Raw genomic sequence first — 14,897 nt, 5'->3', positions numbered from 1 at the left:
TATGTACGATGAAGTTGAGTTGATTACGGCGATTATTACGCCTTTTACAGCAGAAGATACGATTGATTATCCAGCGTTGGATTCGTTGACCGAAAGATTGTTGGCAGAAGGCACGCAAGGATTTGTCATCGGTGGTACCACTGGCGAGTCGCCAACCTTGACGCGTGAAGAAAAGCTAGCTTTATATGCTTACTTTGCCGCTAAGGTGGGAAACCGCGGGCCGGTGATTGCAAATGTCGGTGATAATAATACTGCCCAATCAGTCGCGTTGGTCACCGAGGTTAGTGCAATCCCTGGGATAGATGCTATTTTGGCTGTGACGCCTTACTACAATAAGCCAAGTCAGAAGGGGATGTTAGCCCACTTTACGGCGATTGCGGATGCATCAGCTGTACCAGTTATGCTGTATAACATCCCAGGCCGTTCAGCGGTTGGCTTGACAAATGATAGTGTGGTGACATTAGCACAGCATCCAAATATCAATGCCGTCAAGCAAGTCACAAGTATTGATGATTTGGCTTACTTGGTTGAACACACACCAGCAGATTTTGCAGTCTATACCGGTGAGGATGCCCAGACTTTAGCGGCAAAGGCAATTGGGGCGACAGGCACTATTTCAGTGGCGGCACACCTGTATAGTCCTGAAATGCGCGACTTGTTCTTGGCGTTCCATGATGGTGATTTAGGTAAGGCGGGGCAGCTGCAACGGTGGTTAACACCACGGATGAATACGCTATTTAGTTACCCTTCGCCAGCACCAGTTAAAGCAGTTTTGGCGGAAAAGGGTGAGGTGCAAAACCTAACGCGTTTGCCAATTTTGCCTTTGGATGAAAATGAAACGGCAGATGTCATCACACATCTTGCGTAAAGATGAGAGAGGAATTTTTATGACAACCGTATTTCTAGCGGGTGGATTTGGTAAAATGGGAGTAGCCATCCAAAATATGTTGACCGAACTGGCCGATTTGACGTTGGTTGGTATTCTAGGTCGGACACCACACGAGGCGACAGTGCCGGTTTTTACGGAATTAAACGAAATTGATGTCGTAGCAGACGTTTGGGTAGATGTGACGTTACCCGAATCAGCCTTTGATAATGCAACTTATGCGTTGTCACACGGCTTTGATTTAGTGGTTGGGACAAGTGGCTTGCCAGCTGATCAAGTTTCACAACTTCGCCATCTAGCTGAAAAGCATGCGTGCCATGCGATTATCGTACCTAATTTTTCGTTATCAGCGGTGTTGTTGATGCAATTTGCTGAAAAAGCAGCGCAATATTTCCCGGATGCGGAAGTGCTAGAAATTCATAACCCCAATAAGGTGGATTCACCGTCTGGGACAGCTCGGGTAACCGCCAGTCGCATTGCAGCGGCTCGTACGGCTAAACCAATTACCCAGTATCGGGCGGATGCTGCTCGTGGGGAAGCAATCGACCAGGTGCCGGTTCATGCGATGCGTTTACCTGGCTATGTGGCCGAGGAAGAAGTTATCTTCGGGGCACCCGGGGAAACATTACGACTCAAGCAAACATCATTCACCCGTGAATCGTTTATGGGGGGCGTTGCCTTAGCAATTCGTAACGTTACGCAGGTGGATGGCCTAGCGGTCGGCCTAGATCAACTATTGTAAAGCCGCGACAAAGTCCGGTGAGACTTGATAAGATGGCCAGTGAGCTAAAGGAGAAAAACATGCCAGAATTAAATGCTGCCCTTGCTGATCGCTTTAACACACGATTGGCCCAGATTTTACCATCTCCAATTCGAGTGGTGGACCAAAAATTTTCTGCCATCGACGGCATTTTAAAGTTGACACTTGGTGAGCCTGATTTTGCTGTGCCAATGCACATAAAGGACGCTGCCAAAGTTGCGATTGACGAAGACGACTCACACTACGCAGCGCCACATGGGCATTTGGCTTTACGTGAAGCAATTAGTGACTACTTAGTTGAACGGTTTGATACACCACGTTACGAACCAAACGGTGAAGTAGTGGTTACTGTGGGCGCTTCGGAAGCCTTGTTCGCGACGATGAACGCGTTGTTTAATGCGGGGGATGAAATTATTATCCCGACACCGACTTTCCCAATGTATGAAGCAATTGCGAATATCATTGGCCTTAAAGTGATTGGTATCAATACAGCGCCTGATTTTGTCTTGACACCAGAAAAACTACAAGCGACTTTAGCTGAACATCCAAATGTGAAAGCTGTGTTGTTTAACTACCCATCAAATCCAACGGGTGTCACGTATACTGGTGCGCAAGTGCAAGTAATTGCTGATATTTTGGCTGAACACCAATTGTTGGTCTTGTCTGATGAAATTTATGCCGAGTTAGTTTACGATGGTGAACACGTTTCAATGGCGAAGTTGTTGCCAGAACAAACCATCTTGGTGAGCGGATTGTCAAAATCACATGCGATGACTGGCTACCGTGTGGGTTATGTGGCCGGACCGGCTGCGTTGATGACGCACGTTGGTAAAATGCACCAATTCTTGGTAACGACAGTGCCAGGGCCGATGATGGCAGCGGCAAATGAGGCGTTGCGTCATGGCCGTGCTGATGCGGCTGAGATGCGTGATATCTACAAGGAGCGCCGTGATTTGGTGATGGCAGGTTTGGCAGAAGCCGGTTTTACTGCCGCACAACCAGGGGGGGCCTTCTACATTTTCGCGAAGATTCCAGCAAACTTGAACACTGATGATATGGCGTTTGTATACGACTTAGCGGAAACGGTTAAGCTTGGAATCGCACCGGGATCAATTTTTGGTGCCGGTGGTGAAGGCTATGTGCGTCTATCATACGCAGCCTCAACGGAAGATTTGCAGACGGCGATGGTGCGCTTGAAGCATTACGTCGACCTCAGGGGTTAGTGAGAAAATACTAATAATTAATGGCACAACTGATTAATTTCAGCTTGTGCTTTTAATGTACCCAAATTTCGGGTTTTTATTAAAATTTAAGGAGAAAATATTATGTCAGAACGTGAGTACACAGTTGCGATTTTAGGAGCTACCGGAGCGGTTGGTACCCGCTTGATTCAACAATTGGAACAATCAACGATTTCGGTTAAGTCGTTGAAGTTGTTGGCTTCGTCTCGTTCAGCTGGTCAAAACCGCCAATTCCGTGGCTCAGATATCGTGATTGAAGAAGCCAAACCCGAATCATTTGAGGGGGTTGATTTAGTCTTGTCATCAGCCGGCGGTTCTGTGTCAGCCCGCTTGTTGCCTGAAGCGGTTAAGCGTGGGGCGGTGGCCGTGGATAACACGTCATTTTGGCGGATGAACGATAACGTGCCGCTGGTGGTGCCCGAGGTTAATGAACAGGCTCTTTATCAACACAATGGAATCGTTGCTAACCCGAACTGCTCAACGATTCAAATGGTGGTCGCACTTGAACCAATCCGTCAAAATTTCGGTTTGAAGCAAGTCGTTGTCTCAACCTACCAAGCTGCCTCTGGGGCAGGGCAATCTGCTTGGAACGAACTATTAAACCAGGCGCAACAACACTTGAATGGTGAGACCGAAACGGCTGAAATTTTGCCAACCAAGGGTGACAAGAAGCATTACCCATTGGCCTTTAACTTGTTGCCTCAAATTGACGTCTTTGAAGATGAAGGCTACACGCATGAAGAGTACAAGATGATTCATGAGACGAAGAAGATTATGTTGGGTGATAAGAATGCGCCAGACATCAAGGTGACGGCCACGGCTGTTCGTGTACCAGTACCAGTTGGCCACGGTGAGACGGTTTACTTTGAAGTCACAGACAAGGACGGTACTAGCACAAAGGGCATCCAACAAGCATTGTCGGATGCGCCTGGCGTTGTCTTGGAAGATGATCCGGATCACCAAATTTACCCACAACCAATTAACGCTGAAGGAAAGCGGGATACATTTGTTGGTCGTGTCCGTCCTGATTTAGAAAATAATGGCAACTACCACATGTGGGTGGTTTCTGATAACTTGTTGAAAGGTGCCGCTTGGAATGCCGTGCAAATTGCTGAACGTTTGGTGGCACTTGATTTGGTCCGAGTACCAGCTGGTTCGGCTGAATTGTTTATGGGCTAAATCTAATGGGAAGTCTGGAGATGAACTCAGGCTTTTTTCTTATGGTGAATTGTCAATTCAACCGGAACACTTGAGATAAATAATATTCTTTAGCCGATCTCCAGCCGAAAAGCTTTCGAGGTCGGCTATTAATTTGCTCAACCATTTGTTCAATGTATTCGTCTGAATAATCTTCGATTGCAGTCCCTTTAGGGACGTACTCACGGATTAGCCCATTTGTATTTTCGTTGGTCCCGCGTTGCCATGGAGCGTGGGGATCAGGAAAGTAAAACTGGACATCGAATTTCTTTGTTATCTCATCTTGCGCACTGAATTCATTTCCGCGGTCTGGAGTTAAAGTCTGTATCTGACTGGTTGGAAGGGAATCTAGCATTGAACCTATGATTCTCATAACATCGACGGTCTTCTTTGATGCCGCTCGTTTTGAAAGTAATATTCTGGTCTTCCTATCAACCATTGTGACCAATACTTGACCGCCTTTACGGCCAATAACAGTGTCCAGTTCCCAATCTCCAATTCGAGAGCGACAACCTGCTTCTGCAGGTCGCTCGTCAATCGTATTTGGAATTCTAATCTTACCTCGACGTTCGACATGACCTTTAGTATGTCGAGTTTTTCCTCTATGCCGAAGCGCACGAGCAATGCCCCGAGCTTTGTGACTTTTCACCGGCTGGCCCAAGTTATCTCTATAAATCGCTCGGTAGATTGTATTTGCGCTAATAATCGTATGACCTCTTGAAATCTTTAGTCGACCAGCTATCTGTTCAGGCGACCAATGTTTTTGATTGATTCCATATATAACTAGTTCTCGCAGTTCAGTGTTATCTAACTTTCGGCGTTTATGCGACTTCGTTCGAGCAAGCATGTGCTTTTGATCGGCATCCTCAGCTTCATAAGTTGAGCCAACACAGCGGGCAATCTCACGAGAGATTGTCGAAGCGCTTCTACCAATTTCTTTTGCAATGCTACGCATTGACAACCCTTCTCTGAGTAAAACTTCTATACGTCCGCGATCAAATGCGGTAAGCTGATGATAATGACTCATAATGTTTCCTCGCGTTCTGTATGTTCTAGACAAACTACATTTTACGCTGGTTCATTATGAGTCAGTTTTTATTTAGCTTAGTGTTGCACTTGAATTGTAAATTCAAGAACAAAAAAACCCCTCAATTCGGCCAAACCAAATTGAGAGGATTTTATATTTTATGCGATTGGCGGGGGTCGAACCCGCACGGTATCTCTACCACAGGATCCTTAATCCTGCGCGTCTGCCAATTCCGCCACAACCGCATGTCTGTGCCAAAACTACCAGCACAGATTATATTATCAGATATACCGATGATATGCAAGTCGCTTAAATCTCGTCATCCTTGTGTTGACGCGGTTGCAAGACTTCTGGTTGCTTATCTGGTTCTGCAACGTCCTCATACTTTAGTACGATATCCTCATCAGCCGGTGTGACGTCCTTACGTTCTTTTGGTTCAACTGGTTCTTCCGCTTGTTGTTCTGTCTTGTCCTTCGCGAACAGACCAGTCACCTTATCCTTGATTTCATCAACTTTTGCATTAATTTTAGCTTGATTCTCAGGATCAGCGAGATACTCCCCACCCTTTTGTGCCTGTGCGCCAATTTCCGACACCACGTTACCGGTTGCTTTCGCGACCTTACTTAATCCGTCTAAAAATGCCATGTTTTCATTCCTCCTCATTGTTGCTATTATACCCGCTTGCATCAAAAAAGAGCGAACAATTCTGCTCACTCTTTTGCTTAATTTTCCTTTGGTGCAACCATCGACAGACCGATACGTTCACGTTTTACATCCACGTCAACGACCCAAACTGTCACAATATCACCAACGGCCACAATCTCATGAGGTTTTTTGACCATCCGCTTGGCCATCCGTGAAATATGGACCAGGCCATCTTCGTGGACACCCAAGTCGACAAAGGCACCGAAGTCAACCACGTTTCGAACGGTTCCTTGCAACTGCATCCCCGGCTTCAAATCCTTTAATGACAACACATCTGAACGCAACACCGCTCCTGGTGCATCGTCACGTAAATCACGTCCTGGATTACCCAGCGAGGCAATCACGTCCTGCAAGGTTGGTAACCCAATCCCAAGTCGATCAGCTGTGACCTGGTTATTAAAGCGACGCAACGCTTGACCAGCTTCCGCTCCTGGCGTTGTCACACCAGCCTCTTTTAACAGAGCTTCAGCGATTTTGTATGACTCAGGGTGAATATCTGTGTTATCCAATGCGTTCTTAGCATCTGGTAAACGCAAGAAACCAGCAGCCTGTTCAAACGCCTTAGGGCCAAGCTTTGGCACCTTCTTTAATTGCGCTCGCGATGTAAACTGACCATTTTCATCACGATACGTCACAATGTTAGTCGCCGTGGTTTTCGTCAAACCAGCGATATGGGTCAATAATTGTGGTGAAGCTGTATTCAAGTTAACCCCAACTTGGTTAACGGTCGTTTCCAGTACCGCATCCAGTTCAGCATCGAGCTCTTTGGTTGGCAAATCGTGCTGATATTGCCCCACACCAACCGCCTGCGGATCAATTTTAATAAGTTCTGCCATTGGGTCTTGCAAACGACGGGCAATTGAAATTGCTGAACGCTGCTCAACCTGCAGGTCTGGGAACTCTTCTCGCGCCACATCGCTAGCTGAATAAACAGACGCCCCAGACTCATTAACCACTACGTATTGCAAATCAGGTAAGTCTGACTTGATAATGTCCGCAATAAACGTTTGTGACTCACGCGATGCCGTTCCATTACCAATCGCTACCAGTGAAACACCGTACTGTTTAACTAGCTTGATAATCGTCTCTTTGGCACTTTGCGGATCGTACTTGGCAGCGCGATGTGGATAGATAATCGCCTTTTCCAGGAATTTACCGTTTTCATCAACCACAGCCAACTTTGAACCAGTTCGAATCCCTGGGTCGAATCCTAGTACCACCCGGCCGCGCAACGGTGCTGCCATAAGTAGGTGATACAAATTCGTACCAAAGACCTTGATTGCATCCCCAGCTGCCCGTTCGAAAAGCTCTTTACGCAATTCGCGTTCGATAGCGGGACCAATAAAGCGCTTGTACGCGTCATTGGCAGCCGCAACCAACATGCCGGCTGCCTCACCCGTTTTTGAACCAACCAAACGGAACTTCAAATAACGGGCAATCGCTTCAGCGTCCGCTTCGATACTACCCGACAAAACGCCTTCATTCTCACCGCGGTTAATAGCCAAAATTTGGTGATTTGCTACCTTACTGACTGGCATACTGAACTCATAGTACAACTTAAAGACTTCTTGGGTATCCTTGTCACCCGCACCACGCTTCAGCTTTGAGACTAGGTGACCATTATCACGCGTGTACTTACGTGTCCAATTACGTAACCCCGCATTTTCACCAATCACTTCCGCAAAAATTTCATGCACGCCGGCCATAACGGCCGCGATATCGGGCAAGTCTTTCTCCGGGTTCACAAACTTTGCCGCCTCGGCTTGTAAGCCAGTCGTTGGAAACTTTTGCACCAATTGTGCCAATGGCATCAATCCGGCTTCCTTAGCAATTGTGGCCTTGGTACGGCGCTTTTGCTTATAAGGCAGATAAATATCTTCAACTGCTTGCATTGTTTCAGCCGCTGCCAAAGCTTTCAACAAGTTTGGCGTCATTGCCTTTTGTTCAGCAATTGCCTTTTGAACGGTTCGCTTACGTGCTTGCAAATCTTCTAAGCGCTTCGTAACCGCCTGGATATCACGAATCTGAACTTCATCCAAATTACCCGTGACTTCCTTACGGTAACGCGCCACGAATGGCACCGTATTCCCATCAGCTAATAATTCTGTTGTCGCCGTCACTTTCGTTAGTGGCAACGCTAATTCTTTTGCTACTGCACTAGCAATATCAATTGTCAGTGCGTCGTTATCCACCATCGTCATTACATTGCCGTCGTCAAAATACGACGTACTTGTACCAAGAACTTCTCCATCAATGAGTCTTGATCAGCCTCTGATTGCTTGAACTTGTCCATATCGATTGATTGGTCAGCAACGTTCAACGATTCGGCCATTGCTTCAGTCGCAGCAGCGTATTCCGTAAACGTCTTCTTCATTGATTGGTGCAAGCCCATCAAACGAACGGGTGCAGCCATGGCGTTAATCTTAGCTGATGCATCCTTGTACACTGCCACTGCTTCATCAAATTCAACTGAAATCTCTTGAAAATCAGCCTTTGGCATGTCCGCAACTTGGTCAGCCTTAATGGCATCATCAAGCTTCTCGAAGAATGGTGCAACCTTGTTACCAGCATCTTCAGTTGATTGAATAACTTGACCCAAGTTATTTGCATATTGTTGTGGTGACACGAACTTCATCTTAGCCATGAATAAATCTCCTCTTGCCATTTAGGCGGTTAACTTTTTAAACAATGCTTTTATTATACCAGTTCGCCACCACAAAATAAGCCCACCTCATACATCGGTGGGCAAACAATTATGATTCAGTTACTGCCCCCTGCAACGCCTGATCAAGATCAGCAATCAGGTCAGCCACGTCCTCAATCCCAACTGATAAACGGAGCGTTTCAGGACGTGTTCCTGATGCCAACAATTCTGCCGGACTTAATTGCGCATGTGAGGTTGAGGCCGGATGCAAAATTGATGATTTTCCTTCACCAGACGAAGCAAAATGCGTAAAGACTTGGACACTATCCAAGACTTTTTGACCAGCTGTCGCCCCACCAACAACCCCAAAGGTAAAGATTGATCCCGGCCCCTTTGGCAAGTATGTTTGCGCCAACTCATAGTACGGGCTATCAGGTAATCCCGCATAATTTACCCACTCCACAGCCGGATGTTGGGCTAAGAATTCAGCAATTTTCTGGGCATTGTCAACGTGGCGTTGTACACGCAATGACAACGTCTCTAGTCCCAACAGAATTAACCAGGCATTAAAAGGAGATAAGGTTGCCCCAGAATCCCGTAACAAATTATAACGAATCCGATTGACGTACGCAGCGGTGCCAAACTTTTCGGTATACACTAACCCGTGATAACTTTCGTCAGGTTCTGTTAGACCCGGGAATTTGTCATTTTGCGCCCAGTCAAAATGACCGCTATCGACCACGATACCACCCAACGCAGCCCCGTGACCCGATAGGAATTTCGTGGCAGAGTAAACGACAATATCAGCGCCAAAATCAAACACTCGATTGAGATATGCTGTTGCAAATGTATTATCCACAATCAATGGAATGCCAGATGCATGGGCGACTTCGGCTAAGGCGCGTAAATCTGCGATGTTTGAATTTGGATTACCAATTAACTCAATGTAGAGTGCCTTTGTATTAGGCTGAATGGCCGCCTTGACTGCTGCCAAATTATCGATATCCACAAATGTCGTGGTCACGCCGCGCCGAGGGTACGCTGTTGCCAACAAGTTGTGGGTCCCACCATATAGCGTATTCGCAGCAACCAAATGATCACCCGCAACCGTGATATTTTCCAGCGCATAATTAATTGCTGCCATTCCCGATGCCACTGCAACGGCCCCAACACCACCTTCAAGCTCAGCCAAACGTTTTTCAAGCACTTCGGTCGTTGGATTCGTAAAACGAGTGTACAGCTGTCCTGGCTTATCCAAAGCAAATTGTTCTGCAGCATCTTCTGCGCTGTCATAAACATACGAAGTGGTTTGATAAATTGGCACGCTGGTTGCGTGGGCCTCAGCGTCGGGCGTGTAGCCACCATGAAGTGCGATTGTATCAAAGTTTAGTGCCGTCATTTTAGATTCCTTTCTGTGCAAAAAGCCCGTTCCTACCCCGTTATTTACTGGAATAGAAACGAGATTGTCGTGTTACCATTCTATCTTTATTGTCCCAGTTACCCGGGACAACCTTACAACGTGCGGTCAGAGCGCGACATGATTTGATGAAGATACGCGTGTCCGTTAACGGAGACCAACCCGTAAACCGCTCATGAACTTGCCACTTACGATTTCCAATCACAGGCCATTTTCTTTGTCATCTCCCCAACTGTCTCACACCAACCAACAGCTCTCTGTTTGGCGAACGACAAATACTTTCCTGATCACTTTGTTTCTCATTGTTTTCTAACATTTTTGATTGTAAACTTTCACTTACTTAATGTCAACGTCTACACCAAACAAAAACCGCCAATCGATGCCCTATCATCAATCAGCAGTTTTGTTTTTAATGTGCTGTGTCCCATAACCACACCACTTTATTATAGGTTTTATGCGTAACGCCTAATCTCTTAGTAATTATGCTTCAGTGTCCAACAAGGCATACTTGCCATCGCGACGCTTGTATACGACAGCAGCCGTATCAGTTTCAGCATCTTGGAAAATGAAGAACTCGTGGCCCAGCAATTCCATTTGCAAAACTGCTTCTTCAGCGTCCATTGGCTTCAAAGCAACATGCTTTGTACGTACAATGTCCAATGCTTCAGACTCTTCTGCCTCAAGTTCTTCCGGTGCAGCTGCAAAGTCCAATTCTTCAATACCCTTGTAGCCCTTCTCACGTGACTTACGGTTGACCTTAGTCTTATACTTACGAATTTGACGCTCCAACTTTTCAGAAACGAAATCAACAGTTTGATACATGTCGGCTTGCGTATCTTCAGCTCGCAACAACAAGTATGGCAATTGAATCGTAACTTCCGTCTTGAACGTACCTTCCTTGTATGAACGAACGTTAACGTGGGCAACATACTTTGCGTCATCGTTCAAATAACGCTCCAAGCGTGACAAACGCTTCTCGATGTAGTCGGTCATTGCATCAGTGACCTCAATGTTTTCACCACGTACCTTAAATTCTAGCATAATCCTGTCTCCTGTCTGACTAGATTTGCGTGATGCTATGTCCCCATAACACGTAACCACGCAGTTCCCAAAGTATCTATCTAGATGCCCTTTCGGTAACTATATTGTAACACCAATATAACAATAAAAGAAAGCGTTTTCATCCTCTCTTCATGAACATATCATCTTGTTAACGTGACTGTGCATATTTGGGTCGCACCACTTTCATACAAACACGACGTCGCGTGACGTAACGTGCGTCCTGTCGTATAAACATCATCAACTATACAAATTCTTTGTCCAGTTAAATCAAGATTTTCTGTGACGAGACAGAACGGCTGCGTTGTCTGTAAACGCTCCCGCCGTGTTTTCCTAGATTGTACCGCCTTACTGGTTGAGACACAAGTTAAAATTTCATTTATTTCACATTTTTCTAACCATGCACTCACTTGGTTGAAACCACGTCGGCTTTGTGTTTCCGCTGTTACTGGGATTGGCACAATCATAGTCGGTGCAACTTTAGCCAACCTTTGCGCGAGGATCTCCTGAAATACATCCCTTAAATGATAACCACCGTGAAACTTATACTGCTTAAAGTACTGTTGCATCTGCTCATCATAGGCAAATAAAGCTTGATTATAAATGGCCGGGTATCCTGCTGCTAGCCAAAGCTCACACTCAGCACAAGGTGAAATTTGGCTTTGACACCCACATTCAGCACACACCGGTCCCGTAATCCGCGTGAACTGTTGTCGACACCCTTCGCAAATTGATAACATCTGCGGCTGATGAAAGATGAAAAAATCAGCTAAAGACCATTCTACTTGCTGTACCCGCCCGCACAATTCACACGTCATACTGTTTTCCTTTCATATTTAAATACCGAATCTCGTTCCGGGCTTGGATCACCGTTCGCGTTCGTTCCGTAACCCCGGTCCAAACTTTACCGGTTGGTCGAGAAGCGCTACGTCCACAACGTCCAGCAATTTGAATCAAGGCTGCTTGACTAAAAACAGGGTCGTCAGCACCTAAAATAATCACATCAATGCCTTTAAATGTCACCCCACGTTCCAAGATAGTTGTCGTAATCAACGCTTGCAACTCACTTGCTCGCATCGCCTGTACCTTCACCTGACGGTCAGGATCGCCAGCGTGTGTCGCCGCAATTTTAAGCGATGGTTGTAACCGTGTTATCTCGTTCAGTGTTGCAGTTAAATCAGCAACGTGGGGCACGAAAATTAAAAAGCGTTGTTTTGACATAACATACGTACGGAGAATACGCTGGATACGCCTCGCTAATTTTTTGCGCCAATTGCCAATCTTAATAATCGAAAAATTTGGCAGCGGTTGTCCATGATACCGGCGGGGCAATAAACTAATCAGCAATCGTTGTTTGCGAACTTCGCGCAAAAGTCGCCCACTGGGGGTTGCCGTAAGATAAAAATGACACCCTTGTGGCTTAGTTGCTCGCTGTACGGCACCTTCTAATTGCGCATTTTCAGCGTAAGGGAACGCATCCACTTCATCCACAACAATCACATCAAATGCTGCCTGAAAACGCAGCAACTGATGCGTAGAGGATAATACCAACTGTGTATAACGATACGTCTCTGGTGAATCGCCATAGAGAACCACGAAATCCGTTTTAAACGCATCACGCAAACGTGGTGCTAACTCTACAATCACATCCACGCGCGGGGATACTAAGGCAATGCGCTTTCCTTCCTGTAAAGCCGATGTCAACATTGGAAACAGCATTTCGGTCTTTCCTGCTCCGGTTACTGCGTAGGTTAAATGTGAACGCCCTGCTACGAGTGCCTGTACCTGTTCATCTGCCACCCGGCGTTGGGCCGGCGTTAACTCACCTTGCCACTGACACGGCGTTGCATTCCTTTCAAACACATTTGGCTCTGGTATAGTTGCCAAAAATTGGTCATCTGACAACCGACCTAAATTTGCACAAGCCCAACAGTAGGCGCTTGCTGGTGTGCGCCATATCGCATCAATTTTTGTGGCACACCGCTGGCATATCCCATCTTTAATGGCTGGTATCGTCACAGCTCCCGCAGGTAATGCTTCCATTTGGTCGCGTCGCACAGGTACCAAGCGACCATAGAAATCTGATTTATCCATTCTTGAACTACCACCTCCTCTGACTATAGACGGCTAACACACAAAAAATTCCAAACAAAAATGCCGACTCACTGGACGGCAATTATTTCATTTACTAATTTACTTTTCTTAACATCACCGTCAGCGTTCCTAACAACGTTCATATCAGAAACTGGAAAGTAACCAAGTTTCTTAATGGTCTTCTTCATTGCTGAAGATTTCACGAATTTAATGTAGACTTTGGTATTCTTGTCTGTCTTCTTTGCCGTATAAATATGCCCGTATGCCCAAATTTGCCACTTATTTGATCGGACATTTTTGTCAGTTGGAGAAACTTTATCAATTGATAGCGTTCGTAAGCCCTTGGCATTTGGCCCACTCGTATATGAGAAGGCCAGGTATGAGATAGCACCCGGTGTCTTGCTAACAATTTTTTGAACTGCTCCGTTATCGTCTTGTTCTTGGGCAGTTTTTGTATCCTCACCGTTCATGACTTCGCGTTCGAATGTGAACCGAGTACCCGAACCTTGTGCACGATTAATTAGGACAATCATTTCATCTTGACCACCAACGTCCTTCCAGTTCGTTATCTTACCTGAGAAGATATCACGTAACTGATTCATCGTTAACGACTTAACTTTAATATCTTCATTCACAACTGGTACGATACCGACAACAGCTACCTTATGGTCTTTCAGCTTCTTTGCATCAACACCAGCCTTTTGGCTAGCAAAAATATCTGAATTACCAATTGTGACACCGCCTTTACCAACCTGGCTTAGACCGGCACCCGATCCACCACCTTGAACAACGACATTTACACCGGCATGTTTCTCTCCAAACATTTCGGCAGCCTGCGTAGCTAGCGGTTGTAGGGCTGTTGACCCAACCGCCATGACGCGACTATCAGAGGCTGCATGAACAGCACCTCCACTCACCAATCCCCCGGCTAATACTAATGCAACAGAACTCCCCACAGCAAGATATAACTTACCCTTCATGACAATCTCCTAACGTTTGACTAGATATTATTCGAGTTAGGTCGCAGGTTCGAAGCTTAGTAGTAGCAGTTAGAGACGTTCTCCCCTACGACACTTATTAGTATAGAGGTAATTTGTAGCGGCTTTGCCGGGGTTCTGTTCAGATTAGATATTAGTTTTGTAAGATTATTCTTTACAAAACAAAAGCGTCGTAAATCTGCCAAGTTTGATTTAGCAAATTTACGCCTGGAATGATTTATTTGATTAGAAAGACAATGATCAACATAATTAAAATTTCTATAACACCCTTAATGACTAGTCCTCTGTATGCCTTATCATACTACTCAGCGTCAACGATAATTGTCTCGTACTCAGTCTGTGTATCCCGCGTCATTCCATTGTCTATCTCGAACACATAATCTTGGTTTTGATAGTTATCCGGATTTTTATTGCGCCACCGACTCAATGCCCAATACATGAATACCGTAATTAAAAAGCGAAAAATTGCCAGTGCCACTAAAGCAATCGCTAAATAGCCAATATACTTTAAGGCCGTATCTGATAACGGCGCAAATAAATCGATTACATGCGTTATCACAGCCAAAAAGACTGGAATCTCAACAGCCTGTTGATCATCACTAATCTGATTATGACCTTGTTTGACATGATATGAGACTTTCATCGCACCGTTCGATCTTTTCGTTTTTATCACAGCAGCTATTGGTCTAAAATCTCAGACATTCCCAGTCTGCTTTATTATGTATCATTGGTGGCTGTACTTTAATACATAACTTGGCTATTTTAGCACGAGATTAAGTCACCTGGGTGCATCGGCCTTCTTCACCAATGTTTTACTTTATTCTAGCCAAAAAGAAAACCACACCCGAGTTGGGTGTGGTTTCAAGTTG

The 14,897-nt window shown here is 45.7% G+C and carries 14 protein-coding genes, 1 tRNA gene and 1 other annotated feature; of the genes, 4 read left to right on the top strand and 11 right to left on the bottom strand.

The window, feature by feature from the left end:
* The first annotated feature begins 1 nt into the window (after position 1).
* From dapA to EST42_RS06425, 4 genes are all read left to right on the top strand, one after another.
* Positions 2-868: a 4-hydroxy-tetrahydrodipicolinate synthase gene (dapA, locus tag EST42_RS06440; RefSeq protein WP_134644722.1), complete on the top strand. Its 867-nt coding sequence runs from the start codon at positions 2-4 to the stop codon at positions 866-868.
* 19 nt (positions 869-887) lie between these two features.
* The gene (gene dapB, locus EST42_RS06435; protein ID WP_134644721.1) at positions 888-1,628 is read left to right on the top strand and encodes a 4-hydroxy-tetrahydrodipicolinate reductase; all 741 of its coding nucleotides are present in this window, start codon (positions 888-890) and stop codon (positions 1,626-1,628) included.
* Positions 1,629-1,687: 59 nt separating this feature from the next.
* On the top strand, positions 1,688-2,869 hold the full coding sequence (locus EST42_RS06430) for an aminotransferase class I/II-fold pyridoxal phosphate-dependent enzyme (protein WP_134644720.1): 1,182 nt from the start codon (positions 1,688-1,690) through the stop codon (positions 2,867-2,869).
* Between the two features lie 102 nt (positions 2,870-2,971).
* Positions 2,972-4,066: an aspartate-semialdehyde dehydrogenase gene (locus EST42_RS06425; protein WP_134644719.1), complete on the top strand. Its 1,095-nt coding sequence runs from the start codon at positions 2,972-2,974 to the stop codon at positions 4,064-4,066.
* A gap of 52 nt (positions 4,067-4,118) precedes the next feature.
* On the opposite strand, the gene EST42_RS06420 is transcribed toward EST42_RS06425, so the two are convergent.
* The 11 genes from EST42_RS06420 to EST42_RS06370 form a co-directional block, all read right to left on the bottom strand.
* Entirely contained in the window at positions 4,119-5,111 is a 993-nt protein-coding gene (locus EST42_RS06420) for an IS30 family transposase (RefSeq protein WP_134643832.1), read from the bottom strand.
* Positions 5,112-5,272: 161 nt separating this feature from the next.
* A tRNA-Leu gene (locus tag EST42_RS06415) sits at positions 5,273-5,356 on the bottom strand.
* Between the two features lie 64 nt (positions 5,357-5,420).
* Positions 5,421-5,756 (bottom strand): hypothetical protein, encoded by a 336-nt coding sequence (locus EST42_RS06410; protein WP_134644718.1) that lies wholly within the window; start codon positions 5,754-5,756, stop codon positions 5,421-5,423.
* A 77-nt stretch (positions 5,757-5,833) separates the two neighbouring features.
* Complete coding sequence (locus tag EST42_RS06405) at positions 5,834-8,017, bottom strand: Tex family protein (protein WP_134644717.1); 2,184 nt, start codon at positions 8,015-8,017, stop codon at positions 5,834-5,836.
* Entirely contained in the window at positions 8,017-8,460 is a 444-nt protein-coding gene (locus EST42_RS06400) for a hypothetical protein (RefSeq protein ID WP_134644716.1), read from the bottom strand. Before EST42_RS06400 ends, EST42_RS06405 begins: the two co-directional genes overlap by 1 nt.
* Before the next feature lie 109 nt (positions 8,461-8,569).
* Positions 8,570-9,859 (bottom strand): O-acetylhomoserine aminocarboxypropyltransferase/cysteine synthase family protein, encoded by a 1,290-nt coding sequence (locus EST42_RS06395; RefSeq protein WP_134644715.1) that lies wholly within the window; start codon positions 9,857-9,859, stop codon positions 8,570-8,572.
* 51 nt (positions 9,860-9,910) lie between these two features.
* Positions 9,911-10,177 (bottom strand) — a binding site (T-box leader).
* A 180-nt stretch (positions 10,178-10,357) separates the two neighbouring features.
* The gene (gene hpf / locus EST42_RS06390; protein WP_010374259.1) at positions 10,358-10,918 is read right to left on the bottom strand and encodes a ribosome hibernation-promoting factor, HPF/YfiA family; all 561 of its coding nucleotides are present in this window, start codon (positions 10,916-10,918) and stop codon (positions 10,358-10,360) included.
* Positions 10,919-11,079: 161 nt separating this feature from the next.
* Positions 11,080-11,754, bottom strand: a complete 675-nt coding sequence (locus EST42_RS06385; RefSeq protein WP_134644714.1) for a ComF family protein — start codon at positions 11,752-11,754, stop codon at positions 11,080-11,082.
* Positions 11,744-13,030, bottom strand: a complete 1,287-nt coding sequence (locus EST42_RS06380) for an ATP-dependent helicase ComFA (protein ID WP_134644713.1) — start codon at positions 13,028-13,030, stop codon at positions 11,744-11,746. The genes EST42_RS06385 and EST42_RS06380 overlap by 11 nt, the downstream gene beginning before the upstream one ends.
* Positions 13,031-13,098: 68 nt before the next feature.
* Entirely contained in the window at positions 13,099-14,010 is a 912-nt protein-coding gene (locus EST42_RS06375; protein WP_134644712.1) for a phosphate ABC transporter substrate-binding protein PstS family protein, read from the bottom strand.
* Positions 14,011-14,329: 319 nt separating this feature from the next.
* Positions 14,330-14,671, bottom strand: a complete 342-nt coding sequence (locus EST42_RS06370) for a hypothetical protein (protein WP_134644711.1) — start codon at positions 14,669-14,671, stop codon at positions 14,330-14,332.
* Positions 14,672-14,897: the final 226 nt, after the last annotated feature.

The organism is Weissella cibaria, assembly GCF_004521965.1.
Taxonomy (GTDB): Bacteria; Bacillota; Bacilli; order Lactobacillales; family Lactobacillaceae; genus Weissella; species Weissella cibaria_A.
The sequence above is the reverse complement of the archived record's forward strand: the minus strand, read 5'-3'. Positions and strand labels throughout refer to the sequence as shown.